The organism is Paenibacillus albidus (assembly GCF_014644435.1).
Classification (GTDB): Bacteria; Bacillota; Bacilli; order Paenibacillales; family Paenibacillaceae; genus Paenibacillus_AQ; species Paenibacillus_AQ albidus.
In genome coordinates, this window is sequence record NZ_BMKR01000007.1 from 167580 (window position 1) to 181647 (window position 14068).

9 protein-coding genes are annotated in these 14068 nt (G+C 53.0%); 2 read left to right on the top strand and 7 right to left on the bottom strand.

Translation table 11 applies throughout. The annotated features are described in order from the left end of the window. Window positions 1–77: 77 nt before the first annotated feature. Window positions 78–437, bottom strand: a complete 360-nt coding sequence (locus tag IEY53_RS10460) for a (2Fe-2S) ferredoxin domain-containing protein (protein WP_189024625.1) — start codon at window positions 435–437, stop codon at window positions 78–80. A gap of 162 nt (window positions 438–599) precedes the next feature. Between IEY53_RS10460 and IEY53_RS10465 the strand changes: the two genes are divergently transcribed. Together IEY53_RS10465 and IEY53_RS10470 are read left to right on the top strand one after the other, a co-directional pair. Continuing rightward, complete coding sequence (locus tag IEY53_RS10465; protein ID WP_189024626.1) at window positions 600–2168, top strand: helix-turn-helix domain-containing protein; 1569 nt, start codon at window positions 600–602, stop codon at window positions 2166–2168. 103 nt (window positions 2169–2271) lie between these two features. After that, a complete protein-coding gene (locus IEY53_RS10470; RefSeq protein ID WP_229696078.1) occupies window positions 2272–3291 on the top strand; it encodes an ABC transporter substrate-binding protein in 1020 nt (339 codons plus the stop codon). A gap of 520 nt (window positions 3292–3811) precedes the next feature. Here IEY53_RS10470 and IEY53_RS10475 read toward each other — a convergent pair. The 6 genes from IEY53_RS10475 to IEY53_RS10500 form a co-directional block, all read right to left on the bottom strand. Further along, window positions 3812–4852 (bottom strand): NAD(P)/FAD-dependent oxidoreductase, encoded by a 1041-nt coding sequence (locus IEY53_RS10475; protein WP_189024628.1) that lies wholly within the window; start codon window positions 4850–4852, stop codon window positions 3812–3814. A gap of 65 nt (window positions 4853–4917) precedes the next feature. Beyond that, window positions 4918–6633 carry an ABC transporter ATP-binding protein gene (locus IEY53_RS10480; protein ID WP_189024630.1) on the bottom strand — a complete coding sequence of 572 codons (1716 nt, stop codon included), beginning with the start codon at window positions 6631–6633 and terminating at the stop codon, window positions 4918–4920. Between the two features lie 28 nt (window positions 6634–6661). Beyond that, window positions 6662–7636, bottom strand: coding sequence for a FecCD family ABC transporter permease (locus tag IEY53_RS10485; RefSeq protein WP_373293840.1), 975 nt, complete (start codon window positions 7634–7636; stop codon window positions 6662–6664). Between the two features lie 63 nt (window positions 7637–7699). Continuing rightward, window positions 7700–8758: a FecCD family ABC transporter permease gene (locus IEY53_RS10490; RefSeq protein ID WP_189024634.1), complete on the bottom strand. Its 1059-nt coding sequence runs from the start codon at window positions 8756–8758 to the stop codon at window positions 7700–7702. Between the two features lie 254 nt (window positions 8759–9012). Continuing rightward, window positions 9013–13005 carry an endo-1,4-beta-xylanase gene (locus IEY53_RS10495; RefSeq protein WP_189024636.1) on the bottom strand — a complete coding sequence of 1331 codons (3993 nt, stop codon included), beginning with the start codon at window positions 13003–13005 and terminating at the stop codon, window positions 9013–9015. A 38-nt stretch (window positions 13006–13043) separates the two neighbouring features. Then, window positions 13044–14066, bottom strand: coding sequence for an endo-1,4-beta-xylanase (locus IEY53_RS10500; protein ID WP_189024638.1), 1023 nt, complete (start codon window positions 14064–14066; stop codon window positions 13044–13046). Window positions 14067–14068 lie beyond the last annotated feature (2 nt).

Genomic DNA, 14068 nt, shown 5'->3' on the forward strand with positions numbered 1-14068 from the left:
ACTCCGGCAATGAACAAGTGGAGCAGCAGGCCTTTCCCTCCCGGGAGACTTGCTGCTTCTTTTCTGGTCAGGAGCAGCTACGTTTTTTTCTTTCCTTTGCCGCCTCTTTGATCCACGGCTTTCAGCTTCTTATTAAAAGTATATACTACATTTTCTTTCAATTGTTTCCCTTTCAAATGCTTCCGTACCAGCTTCTTGGCCAGCTTGGGCGTGATCCCTTGATACCACACCCCCTCAGGGTAGGCGATAACTACGCAGGCGTCCGAACATCTCCCATTACAGCGGGTAACCGTTGTATGGATTCGTGCCTCTGCACCCTGCTTGCCAATTTCCTGTTCAATCGCAGCTGCGACCTCTTCGCCCTTATGTTTCCGGCAGCTGCTTCCATTGCAGATCAGCAAGTGGCTTACCGTTCCTTGCAGATTCCAGGTTGTCATGGAACGCTTCGTCCCCCTTCATACACAGTCCTCCCCATACGGGGATTATTCTAAACTCTACTTATAGGAGCGCTTTCCGTCAATAGAAGACTGTCATTCTCCCGTTCATTTCGCTATAATAATAATGAGAATGATTATCAACTTAGGAGCACGAGATTAGACATGAACAATCCAATATTTTATATTCCCAAACGGATCGAACGCCTGAACCAACTCGTCATCAATGAAAATCAGCATGAACGCTGCTTCTCCTCCATCCTGTTGATTGTATGGGGTGGCAGCGGATTTATCGATGTAAACAAAGTGAGCTATTCTCTGGAATGCGGAAGCATATTGGCATTCCCCGGGACCTCCGCCCTTGAGCTGCGCCCTCAGCTGGGTCTGCACGGGATATGGATTGAATATTCCGCACTGAAGCAGGGCCAGCCGGAGTTCAGTCCGCTTAACAGCAAGCTGTCTCCGCAGCTGCAAGCCTCTAAGCAGATCCTGAGCCTCGCCGAAGATCTGTACGAAGCTTGGAGCAAACCTGACCAGAGTCAGCCTTTTGCCGTGCAACAGCTGTTCAGCGGAATGTTGTCAGAACTCTATAACGAATCGTATAACCGCTCTCTCCTGCAGTCTTCCGGCACTTGGCTGGACGTTGTCCTTCAGTATATTGATACCCATTATAATGAAGATTTGACACGGAGCCAGATGGCAGCACTTGCGAATGTCACCCCTGAGCATTTCTCACGCACATTCCGCAAGGCCACAGGTCAGACCTTCAATGCCTACATCCTGCTGCTGCGCATCCGCAAAGCTCAGCAGCGTATTTTGACCGGCGTGCCGAATCTAACGGAACTGGCCCTTGAGATCGGTTACAACGAAGGAACCTATCTGAGCCGGAAGTTCAAACAGGTCGTGGGACTATCCCCTACAGCCTACTTAAGTAAGCCTAAACGAATTGTTGCCCTGAATTACAATCATACTGCCAGTCTACGGGCTTTGGAGATCACTCCGCAGCTGGGGGCCTACTCTGCCTGGCTGGAGAGTGTGGATTACGTGCCAGCAAACCGAAGATTGTTCGTGGAGAATATGAGCTCCTCTGACATCTATGCATCCGTTGCCTCTGTCCAGCCGGATGTCATTATTAACTATAGCCAAGTCACCGAGAATAAAATCCTGCTGCCGCTGGCCCCGGTCATTGAGCTGCCCTTCAAGCAGATGAGCTGGCGTGAGCAGTTCTCAAGGATTGCCACGATCGCTGACCGGCAACCGCAGGCCGAAGCCTGGCTGGAACATTATGACGAGCTCTGTTCCAAGGCTGGGCAGCGGCTGGATCAGGCTATAGGCCTGCGGGGAACCGCCATTGTCTGGGAGATCGACGAGCGGACAGCTTACTGCTTCAGCAGCAGCTTCGGCCGGGGATGCCAGGTTCTCTACGGTGACTTGGGATTTAGCCCCCCTGCCAAAATTGTAGACAGGGGCATTGCAGATACCGGTTATATTGAAGCTTCTATAGAAGCTGTCGCCGAGTATCCGGCAGACCATATTCTCATTACGGGAATTCCATCTTCTCCGGAAGGACGTCTTCGCCTTAGCCGGTTGTTCCAATCCGAGCGCTGGCTGTCACTGGAAGCCGTACGCCGCAATCGGGTCTATCTGCTGAATCAGTCGAATTTATTCTACGGGTTCGATCCACTCTCTACAATGGCCCAGCTGCAAGTGCTGATTCGGGCTTTAACATCATAAATCTCCATGCCGGAAGATCATTTTCAGCCATGGCCTTTCAGCAAAGAAGTCTGTACAGTTGTTATTGAGAATGATAATCGTTATACATAAGGAGGAACTACCCTTGCATGACCTGAACAAACCTCGCACGCGGCGGACACGCTGGTTCGTGATCCCGCTGCTGCTGACCCTGATGCTGATCACTGCAGCTTGCAGCGCCAACTCCACGGGGAATGAGAAGACTACCGCTGAGTCAGCTGCGGCAACCCAAACTCCCGCTCCGGCAGAGACCACTCAGCCGACAGCCTCCGCGGAGACAGCCACTGTCAAGACAGTTATCACAGTGAACGGTGATATTGAGATTCCTGCCGAACCGAAGCGGATTGTCGCTGAAGAATATCTCGGCAGTCTGATTCCACTGAACATGATCCCGGTGGGCGCACCCGGTCTGACTTTGCAGAACGTGTATTTCAAAGAAGCCCTCACAGGTGTTGAAGACACCGGCGACTATGGCAAGATGAACGCGGAGAAGATTATCGCGCTGAACCCGGACCTGATTATCTCCAGCAGCGTGGACAATTACGAAACTTTGAGCAAAATTGCCCCGACAGTCATTGTCCCTTATGGTGATCTGAAGAATGCCCATGAGGAGCTTACGTACTTTGGCAAGCTGTTTGGCAAGGAGAAGGAAGCGGCCGATTGGCTGGCTGAATACGACACACGTATTGCTGCAGCCAAGGCCAAGGTGGATGCCGCAATTCCGGCGGATGCCAGCTTCAGCATCCTCGAACTCACGGATAAAGCCATCTATGCCTACGGAGACAACTTTGGCCGCGGAGGACAACCCGTCTACCAGTCGCTGGGTCGCAAGCCGCCAACCGAGGTAGCCAGTGAGATCATGGAGAAACAATGGGCGGAGTTGTCAACTGAAGTGTTGAGCAAATACGCCGGGGATTATATCATTCTGACCTCTAACCAGAAGACACTGGAAGATCTCAAGGCCGATCCTATCTGGAGCAGCCTTCCAGCGGTTAAGAATAACCAAGTCTATGTATGGAAGGAAGAGCGTTCCTGGTATTACGATCCCATTGCCGTGCTCTCTCAAACCGAGGAATTGGCCGATTGGCTGACCAGCAACAAATAAACTCTACACAAAAGGGATGTCCGCAGCCACGAGGCGTAGCGGGCATCCTTTTTGCTTTAACTTACAACATCGCGGTGTCACAATCTCATCCAGAGGCACTTTTGTCTTCCAATGGAGCTTTTTTCGCTACAACCCCTCATCCAGAAGCATTTTTGCCTTCCAATCGAGCTTTTTTCGCTATCCTCCCTCATCTAGAGGCATTTTTGCCTTCCAATCGAGCTTTTTTCACTACACGCCCTCATCCTAAGGCACTTTTGCCTTCCAATCGAGCAAAACGGCCAGTTGGGAACGGACAGCCTCTTGTTCATGGAGGGATCTGGGCAAATTTAATAATTACGGCCTGCTCTGTTCCGAAAAGATTTCATAACTACGTTCTCGGAAAGAACACTGCGGGCGTGGCTACTACCTGCACTGCACCATCCGAATAATATAAAAAACGCGCAAGGCTGACATCCGCTCTAAATGGGTGCAAGCCCTGCACGCTATAACTAATCTCTATTCTTAAGCACAGCAACCGTTCTTAATGGTCATCCACTACGCCGAGCGCTTTGTTCTTCTCCTTGAAACGTTCATTATGGGAGGACACATAAGCCACCTTGGGCGCGGAGGGGTCCAGATACAGCTTGGCGCTGTTCAGTGCCAATACGGCATCGGTGAAGGTGCCTGCGATCAGGCGCACCTTGCTCGGATAGTCCACAAAATCGCCAGCGGCGAAGATTCCGGGTAGATTCGTCTCCAGCTTGCCCGATACATTCGCACACCAATCCCCCATATCGATCCCCCACTTTTTTAACGGCCCAAAATCGCTCTTCAGTCCATGGTTCACAATGACAGCATCCACCTCAAACTGCACTGTCTCCCCGCTCTCTACATGGTTAATAGTGACCTGGTCAATGGTCTCGCCATTACTGCTGTGCAGCTGGCTAACGGCATAAGGAACGCGGACATCGACGGAGGAATTCTTCATACGCACAATATTCTTCTCATGTCCGCCGAACTGTTCCCTGCGGTGGACAACCGTGACGCTTGCCGCAACGGACTCCAGCTCATTCGCCCAGTCTACCGCCGAGTCGCCTCCGCCGGAGATCAGGACTCTTTTGCCGCGGAAGGGTTCCAGCTCCTGAACTGTGTAATGCAGGTTGGTAACCTCATAACGGTCCGCACCCTCGATTTCCAGCTTGGCCATTTGCAGAATGCCGTAGCCTATCGCCAGAATAACCGTCCGGGTCCAGTGTTGTTCTCCGCTGGCCGCAGTCAGAATGTAGGTTCCGTCTTCCTGGCGCGCCTGATGCGTGATCTGCTGTCCCAGCACAATTGTCGGCTCGAACGTCTGAGCCTGCTCCTTGAGCTGGCCAATTAGCTGATGGCAAAGGATTGGGGTGACGCCGCCGACGTCCCAGATCATTTTTTCGGGATAGATCAGCATTCTTCCGCCCAGCTCTTCCTTCGCTTCAATCAGTTTGGTCTTGAGGTCTCTCATTCCACTATAAAAAGCGGTATACATACCGGCAGGTCCTCCGCCAATGATAGTTACGTCATACAATTCCAGTTGGTTGCTCATCTTGTTCCCTCCAAAAGGTTATTCTATCTATGCTGCATCAGCCGTGCGGTGCACGGCCAAGCGGGTTAGGCTCCGAATTGCGCCCCATGCAGGCGGCTGTATATACCGGGAGTCCGGAGCAGCTCCTCATGCTTCCCTTGCTCGGCAATTCCTCCCTCGGCAACGACGACAATGCGGTCGGCATTCTTAATCGTCGCCAGGCGGTGCGCGATGACAAGCGTGGTGCGCCCTTCGGACAACTCGGATAATGCCTCTTGGATCGCGGATTCCGTCTCGGTATCCAGCGCCGAGGTGGCCTCGTCCAGAATAAGAATGGTCGGGTTCTTCAGGAACATCCGGGCGATCGAGAGCCGCTGCTTCTGGCCTCCCGACAGCTTCACGCCGCGTTCACCGATCATCGTATCCAGCCCCGCAGGCTGGGACTTGATCAGTTCTTCCAGTTGGGCACGCCGCGCCGCTTCCCAGACTTCTGCTTCCGAAGCGCCCAGACGGCCATAGGCGATATTCTCGCGAATCGTGCCGTCGAACAGGAACACATCCTGCTGGACAATTCCGATATGGGAACGAAGGGATTCCAGGGTCATGGACCGGATGTCGATGCCGTCTATTTCGATGGCCCCGTCGGTGACATCGTAGAAACGCGGCAGCAGACTGCAAAGTGTTGTTTTGCCGGCCCCGGATGGCCCTACAAGCGCAACGGTCTCTCCTGCCGTAACCGACAGATTGACGTTGTTTAGAACCTTTTCCTTGTCGCTGTATGCGAAACCTACATCCTTAAAGGTGATATTCCCCGTCAGGTTGTGAACCACGCGTGCGTCTTTAGCATCGTCCACATCCGGCTCTGTCTCCAGCAGTTCCAGATACCGTTTGAATCCGGCGATCCCTTTGGGATAAGTCTCGATGACGGAATTAATTTGCTGGAGCGGCCCAAAGAATACATTGGACAACATGACAAAAGCAATAAATTCACCGTAAGTCATCTGATCCTGAATAACGAACCAAGTTCCGCACAGGAGCACAAACAATGAGACCAGTTTCATCAGAATGAAACTGAACGATGAATTCCAGGCCATAATCCGGTAGGTCAGCAGCTTCGTAATCCGGAAGCGCTCATTATTCACCGCAAAGCGGGAAATTTCATGATTCTCATTGGCAAAAGCCTGAACCACACGGATGCCGCTCACATTGTTCTCCACACGGGCGTTGTAATCGGCAATGTCGGAGAACATGATTTTGAAGGCTTTGGACATCTTGCGGCTGAAGTACATGGACAAGTAGATCATCAGCGGCACAATGACGAACGTCAGAATAGCCAGCTGCCAATTAATGCTCAGCATGATGCCGAATACGCCGAGCAGCGTCATGACGGCAATGAACAAATCCTCCGGCCCATGATGCGCGATCTCCCCGATATCCATCAGATCATTCGTCATCCGCGATACCAGATGTCCGGTTTTGTTGTTGTCGAAAAAGTTGAAGGACAACTTCTGTACACGGTCAAACAGCTTTTTGCGCATATCCGATTCAATGTTGATCCCCAGCTTATGCCCCCAGTAGGTAACGACAAAATGCATGAATGAACTGACGATATAGATACCCAGCAGTCCAAGGCAAGAATATAGAATCCACTTCCAGTTGCCGCTGGGCAGCAGATCATCCACCACCCGGTTTACTGCCAGAGGAAAGACCAGTTCCAGCAATGCTGCGGCAATGGCACAGGAGAAATCCAGAATAAAGAGCCCTTTATATGGCCTATAGTAAGCAAAAAAACGACGCAGCATGGCAAGTATCCGCTCCTTTCTTTTTTGATCAGGACTTGGTGCGGGCTAGCAGGTATAGAAAGTACGGAGCTCCAATCACAGCAACAACAATGCCCGTAGGCACTTCTGACGGCTGCAAAATCCAGCGTCCGAGCGTATCCGCTATCAAAACAAGGAGTGAACCCAGCAGCGCCGCCGTCGGCAGCATCAGCTGATGTTTCGGACCGACCAGCCTTCTGGCCAGATGGGGACCAACAAGGCCAACGAACCCGATTCCTCCGCTCACCGCGACGCTTGCAGCCGCAAGGCCAACTGCTGCCGCAAGCAGCTTGAACTGCTCTCTGTTAACGGCTGCGCCAAGTCCCGTCGCTGTCTGCTCACCCAGATTCAGCACATTCATTACCCGGGCCTTGAAGATGACATAAGGCAAAAGAATGAGAATCCACGGCAGCAGGGATAACACAAACTTCCAGCTGGTTCCCCAAATGCTGCCGGCCAGCCAGGTGGCGACGAACTTATATTTATCAGGATCAAGCTTAAGGGTAAGTACAATCATGGCCGCACTCATCCCTGCCGCTATCGCCACCCCGGTAAGCAGCAAGCGAATGGGTGAAACCCCTTCATGACGCTTGTAGGCCAGGGAATAGATGAGGATGGCAGTGACTGCGGCGCCGAAGAATGCAACCAAAGGCAGCAAGAATACGGGGGCCGCAGCGGTTGTAGGGTAAAAGGAAATCAGCAGCATCACCATCAGACCGGCACCGGCATTAATCCCCAGAATCCCCGGATCGGCCAGTGAATTGCGGAATACTCCCTGCATTACCGCTCCGGACACAGCCAGTCCGGCACCGATCAGGACCGAGATTACGATGCGGGGCAGCCGGAAATCAAAGAGAATCAGCTCCTGCTTGGCTGTCCCGCTCCCGAACATCGTTTTTAACAGCTCTATAGGAGTTAATCTTATGTATCCCGTATTTACACTGATAATAAAAACAAGCACAATCAAAATGGACAGCACAAGCATAACGAAAAGACCCTTTTTGTTTCTGGCCTGATCGAAGGATGCGGGCGATGTTTTCTCCAGCATTTACAGTTCCCTCTTTTCTTTGCGCGCAAGGTACAGGAAGAAGGGTACCCCGATAAGCGCAATGATGGCACCAAGCGGTGTCTCATGCGGCGGGTTGATCATCCTCGCGGTAAGATCGGCAAAGACGGCAAGCAGACTGCCCAGTATAGCCGAGCAAGGAATGATCCAGCGGTAATCCACCCCGACCAGATAACGTGTCAAATGGGGAATAATCAGACCGATAAATCCGACCGAACCAACCACTGCCACCGAAGAACCGGCCAGGACCAGCACAATCAAAGCCCCCGCCAGTTTAACCAGGCCAACCCGCTGTCCAAGACCTTTGGCAATGTCTTCCCCCAGACTGAGCATTGTAATGGAGCGTGACAAGATTATGCCGCCTATAATCGCTCCGCCGACCCATGGGAGCATAATCTTGAGCTGTACCCATTTGGTACCGGCCACTCCGCCTGCATACCAGAAGGCCAAATCCTGGCCAATATTAAAATAAAGCGCAACACCCTCGCTGAGCGCCTGCAGCAGTAGACTTAATGCCGCGCCGGCCAGAACCAGCCGCGTAGGGGTAAGCCCTCCTTTGGCCATAGAACCAATCCCGTATACAATGGCAGCGCCTCCGCCTGCACCAAGAAAGGCATAGAAGATCAGATACATAAACGATAATCCGGGAAAAAAGGCAAAACACAGCGCCAAGGCAAAGCCGGCCCCCGCATTGATGCCCATCAGCCCCGAATCAGCCAAAGGGTTGCGTGTCATTCCCTGCATAATCGCTCCCGCAACTGCAAAGCTGGCACCAACCATAACCCCTCCCAGCACACGCGGAAGACGCAAATCCATAATGATCTGATGTTCGGTGATCTCCGGATTGAAATGGAAGATTGCCGTCCATACGACAGAAAGCTTGATATCGGCTGCTCCGAAGGAGACTGAGACCGCGATGCCCAGTGCAAGCGCAACCAGACCCCCGACCAAGATTAGGGTAGCTACCCATGGACGTGAACGCAACTTTTCCTGCTGCGTCTGTTTGTTAATCCCCATCCTGGTAGTCGCCTGTTGATTCATGAATGTCACCCTATTTCTATGAAATTGATTCTCATTATCATCATATTGTACTTGAGATTGCAGTATTTTGGCAATGGACAAAAGTGACCTTACTTGAGGATTTCAAAACGAATTGGGTAAGTCGAAGATAAAGCGGGGGTTATTATCGCGCGTCACCTCTAGAATCGAACAGAAACCACACATCAAAACAACCGCCCCCGCAATAAATGCGGAGGCAGCCGCCCTCATTTAATTCTTTATCTCTTCAGAAGATATTACCGCTTCCAGATGCGATACAGAATAGCCGCCGCTTCGGCACGGGTCAGGTTGTCGCTCGGCGCCAGCAGGCTGCCTTTGCCGTTGACTATACCCGCTTCCACGAGGGAGGAGACGCTTGCTCTGGCGTAGCCGGCAACACTGGCTGCGTCGGAGTATGTGCTCAGATTCGCGCTGCCGGATACCTGCTTGCCGGCTGTGCTTAGCGCCCGCGTCACCAGTACCATCATATCCTGGCGGGAGATGGAGCTGTCCGGGCGGAACGTGTGATCTGCAAAGCCATTCACTAGGCCCAGTTGCCGGGCAATGCCAATCTCCTTTGCGTAGGAGGCTTCCGGGCTGATATCGGCAAATGTTCCCGCCTGCTGGCCGTTTCCGGTCAGTTCAAGCGCTCTGACCAAGACGGCGACGAAGTCGGCTCTCTTGATGGGAGCCTCTGGAGAGAATCGGTGCTCCTCCGTGCCCCGAATAACACCACGCGCGGCCATGGCATCAACCGCCTCCTTGGCCCAGGAGAGAGGCTGCAAATCTCTAAAGGATGTAGAAGCATAAGCCACAGCATACGTGCTGAAATGGGTGGTACGGAAGACGACGGCTCCGCTCTTTGAATCATATCGCCCGTTCGGCACAGGAGCCAGACTTCCGTCTGCTTCGAGATATCTGACGACGAGACGATCCGGGCTGCCCAGCTCCTCAGCAGCCGGCGAGTATGGGATAAATACGGTCACTGGCGCAGACGGGTTGTTCCAGGCGACGGCACGGCCTCCTGCCATCATCATCAGCTCAATTACCGGATGACTGCCGATTCCATCACGAGCATTGGCTCCCATATTGTCAGAGGAGATTTTGCCGATCCTAATCGCCACTGATTCTGCGTTCACTTCTGTGTTCGAGAGCATATGGCTCGGAACCCGGATCTGGGCAAACTCTGTCTGCAGGAGCAGATCAAATATCATCTGGCCACCCAATTTTGCGGCAGGCAGCTCGATTTCGTAGGAGCCAGCCCCTATTTGCGCCGGGAGCGCAATGACAATCTGTCTCTTGCCGGCGGTGTCCGCAGTAGCCTGTTCCAGCGCTTTTGTCATGCTGTCGTCCGTGATGGATGCTTTGGCAGTGCCATTTAGCAGACTTACTGCCGGTTTGATGGTCACGGTTCCGTCGGCGCCCAATATGCTGGATGCCGGCGTGACGTTATTAGTACTGCCATTGGTGCTGTTATTGTTTCTGTTATCTCCATTGCCGTTATCTGGGCCATTACCGTTATCAGGACCGCTGCCGCCATCGGAAGTCTTGCCGGTCAGCGTCACTATGCCATACACGGAGGTATCCTGGTACCCGTTGCCTGTCGTATCGTTCCAGGCCGCGACGCTCTCACGCGCACCGGCCTTGGCGTCGTTGATCTGAACGTCGAATCCGATCTTGGCACCGTTGCCCGGCGAGATCGCCGTCAGGGGGATTTTCATCTCAACCGTATAATTCGTGCCAGACACCAGCGTCTTCGTCTCTACACCTTCCCCAATAGCTGCCGGACTAAACGACGTCTCGTTGTCGTAGTTGACCCGGTACTGACCGTCGTCCGTTTGGTAGAAGGTCGTCTTGCCATTGTTCTGATCCAGAAACACCTCGACTGAATCCTGCTCCCATGGATTCGCGCTTGATTTATCCAGTTCGTTGTCGCTTACCTCGACCAGGACATACAGGTTCTTAACGTCCCACAACGCTTTGGCTGTGCCGCTTGCGCCCTGCCAAGCCATCTGGTACCGGTTGACCTGCATTGCCGGCGCCTGTTCCCAGACACTGTCAATCGTTCCGTCAATCACTGGTGTACCATAGTTCGCTGCAGACTGATTTGCTCCGGACGTGTCCGGGGTATGCTCCGAAATGAATTTGGCCGGATCGATGACCCCGTAATAGGCCGGTTTGGCCTGCAGCTCCTTGTCAAACAGCAGCGGACTATTTTCCGTGCGCCAGCTGGCAGCATCATTTAAGCCCCAAAAGGTGACACGCGCGATGTTGGCGCTGTGTTCCTTATAGAGTTTCAACAGCTGCGCGTAGTAGTAAGCCTGCACTTCCGCTTCTTTTTCGGTAATCTTGCTATTGCTTCCGGCTCCAACGTCCAGCTCCGTCACACTGACCTCCACGCCCGCTGCAATGAACTTCTCCAAGGACAGCTTCACGTTGGTCTGGTTCGTGTTGACGTTGTAGTGCCCTTGCATCCCGATGCCGTCAATCAGCTTTTTACCCGGATGATCCGCAGTATACTTGACGTTCAGCTCCTTGACCATGCTGGCGATCGCCGTCGCCTTATTCTGGTTGTCTTCGTTGTAATCGTTGTAGTAGAGCTTGATGTCCCACTCCGGATGCTGATCCAGCACCTCGCGGGCCGCCAGAAATGCCTGCTCGACATAATCAGGACCGATCGCATTGTACCATGCTGATTTGCGCAATGCATTTTTCCAGTCGGCCGGGTTTGACGGATTGTCGTTCATAGCCTCGTTCACGACATCCCAAGAAATAACCTGATTGCCAAAGTGCTCCATAACGCTGCGGATGTGGACCCGCATATTGTCCAGCGCTTCCTCTCTGGACAATACAGTTTCAGAACCACTGTTATCCGTCTTCTTGTTCATCCAGGCTGGTGTCTGCTGGTGCCAGACCAGCACATGCCCATGTACCCTCATTCCTTCATCCAGTGCCTTATTGACAAGAGCATCAGACGCGTCAAAGGTGAAGACGCCTTTATTCTTTTGCAAGCCGTCCGGCTTCATGGCATTTTCCGCAGTCACCACGTTGTGGTGCAGCTTCAGCAATTCCAGACGTTTGCCTTCCAGATCCGCCGCAGAAACAGCATTGCCGATCAGGAAGTCATTCTGGTAGGCCTCTTTGATTGGCTTCAGATCCTTTTGAACCTCTTGCCCAATGGTGCCTGTATTGACGAAGCTGATGTCATCAATGTAGAAGGAGCCCGTCTTGCTGTCAGGTGCCTCAACGTAAATCGTCAAATGCTCGTTCCCAACGCTGTTGTACCGGTAGGTCCCCTCCAACTTCACCCAACCGTCGCTGATGTTCACGGTCTTGGACGCCACCGATTGATAACTGGCTCCGCTATCCTTGCCGACCTGCGTGGACAGTTGCAACGAAGTGCCGGCCGGATCAATCAGTTTGACCCAAGCGCTTATCCGGTATTCCTGACCCTGGTCAACGTAGGTTGCCACCTGTACCGTCGGGCCATGCCATGAATCGCTTCGATTCTCTACCTTTAGCGCCCTTGCACCGCCCTGCGTATGGTTGGCCTCATCTGTAACGGTCAGCTTCTCCGTGCCCGCTCTTCCGGCCACCGCCCCCGTCTTGCCATCCTCAAAGTCCAAGATGTTGAACGGCAGCGCCGGATTACGCGGAGTTTCCGGCCCATTACCGGTAGGCGTGACGTCTTTTATACGGAAATCGTCAAGATAGAAGCCGGCCTTGGCTGTTGAGATATCACCGTTGACATATGACTCGATCCAGATTCGGATTTCGGTCGTATTGCTTGGTACTACATAGTCTTTTTTCTCGAATGTCGTCCATCCTGTATCCCCTACTTGCTGACCCCCAATAATCCATGGATAAGTATCTTTCCCGTCTGTTTTCGTCTTTGAGGCCAGATGGTACGTGTCTGTGCCTTGCTCCGATCTGAGCTTGAATGAAATATCATAGGCATGGCCGGACTCCAGAAAATGGGCCAAGTCCAGACCCAGACTGCTTTTTCGGCTGGAGCGGTCCTTATAATGAAGCGAATAATCACCGTCCGCTGAATATACAGCGGAGACTACGACTGTGCCGTCGCCGGTCCAGCTCAGGTTCTCCCACCCCCCTGCTTCTTGATCCTCAAAGCTCTGGGATAACTCCTTGCTTGTTTCGGCCTGGACCGTCGTTGCCGGCCAATAAGCGGGAATCAGCAGAATCGCCGCAAGCCAAACCGACAGTACTCTGTTCAACCTCTTTATCCTCATACATGTTCGCTCCTTTACGATTTATACCTCCGGCAGATTCAACGGTTCGCCAGTGCAGCGATGCGTTCATAGGCCGGCTTCGGACGGTGCGATTCATCGAATAAAAAGGGCCAGTTCTTCCGGCCTCTGACCGGGAATCCGTCCAGCCAGGTATAATCGTCGGCAGCCCCCCAGAATGTGACCGCACCGATACAGTCGCGGTATTCCCGCAACAGGCGGAAAACCGCCTCGTAAAGCTCTGCTTGCCGTTCCAGCATTTCCTTGGAAGGATGAAGCAGATCGGTACGTCTGTCTTCGAACCGGAAGACAGACAGATCCAGTTCCGTCAGTTGAAGCTGAAGTCCCAGCTCTGCGTATTTCTCAATGGCTGTGCGGATGTCATCCAGCGAGGGATCGAACAGATTCCAGTGAGCCTGCAGACCTACTCCGTGGATCGGCACTCCCTGGTCCAGCAGCGAACGGACCAGACGGTAAATGCGGTCCCGCTTGCAGGGATGGGACTCATTATAATCGTTGTAAAACAGCAGGGCCTTGGGGTCCGCTTCATGCGCATATTCAAAAGCCTTGGCAATAAAATCAATTCCGGCGATTTCCAGCCATTTCGACGGGCGAAGGAAGGCCTCCTTGTCCGCCCTGTCGTCGGAGATAACCTCATTCACCACATCCCAGCAGTATACGGTATCCTTATACCGGCCAACCACTGTCTGGATATGCGAACGGAGTCGCCCCAGCAGCAAGTCGCGATCCGCCGGGCCGCCTTGACCGTTCTCGAACAGCCAATCCGGAGTCTGATTATGCCAGACCAGCGTGTGGCCTCGCATGGCCATCTGATGCTCCTTGGCAAATGCCGCCAGCCGGTCGGCGTCTTCGAAGGTGTATACCGCCTCATGCGGATGCAGACTGGAGAACTTCATTTCGTTCTCCGCCGTAATGCTGTTGAAATGGTAGGCAAGCAACGACTTCTGGCTTTCGATGGTCACAGGATTGACCGCCGCTCCGATTTGGAAATCGTCTTTGTACAGTTCTTTTAATGAAGCTTCTTGCCTCGTCGATGAGATCATTG

Bases quoted from the DNA above. Each gene is read 5' to 3' on its own strand.
- IEY53_RS10465 (WP_189024626.1), top strand. From the start codon at position 600: ATGAACAATCCAATATTTTATATTCCCAAACGGATCGAACGCCTGAAC.
- IEY53_RS10500 (WP_189024638.1), bottom strand. From the start codon at position 14,066: ATGATCTCATCGACGAGGCAAGAAGCTTCATTAAAAGAACTGTACAAA.
- IEY53_RS10475 (WP_189024628.1), bottom strand. From the start codon at position 4,852: ATGAGCAACCAACTGGAATTGTATGACGTAACTATCATTGGCGGAGGA.
- IEY53_RS10490 (WP_189024634.1), bottom strand. From the start codon at position 8,758: ATGAATCAACAGGCGACTACCAGGATGGGGATTAACAAACAGACGCAG.
- IEY53_RS10480 (WP_189024630.1), bottom strand. From the start codon at position 6,633: ATGCTGCGTCGTTTTTTTGCTTACTATAGGCCATATAAAGGGCTCTTT.
- IEY53_RS10460 (WP_189024625.1), bottom strand. From the start codon at position 437: ATGACAACCTGGAATCTGCAAGGAACGGTAAGCCACTTGCTGATCTGC.
- IEY53_RS10495 (WP_189024636.1), bottom strand. From the start codon at position 13,005: ATGAGGATAAAGAGGTTGAACAGAGTACTGTCGGTTTGGCTTGCGGCG.
- IEY53_RS10485 (WP_373293840.1), bottom strand. From the start codon at position 7,636: ATGCTTGTGCTGTCCATTTTGATTGTGCTTGTTTTTATTATCAGTGTA.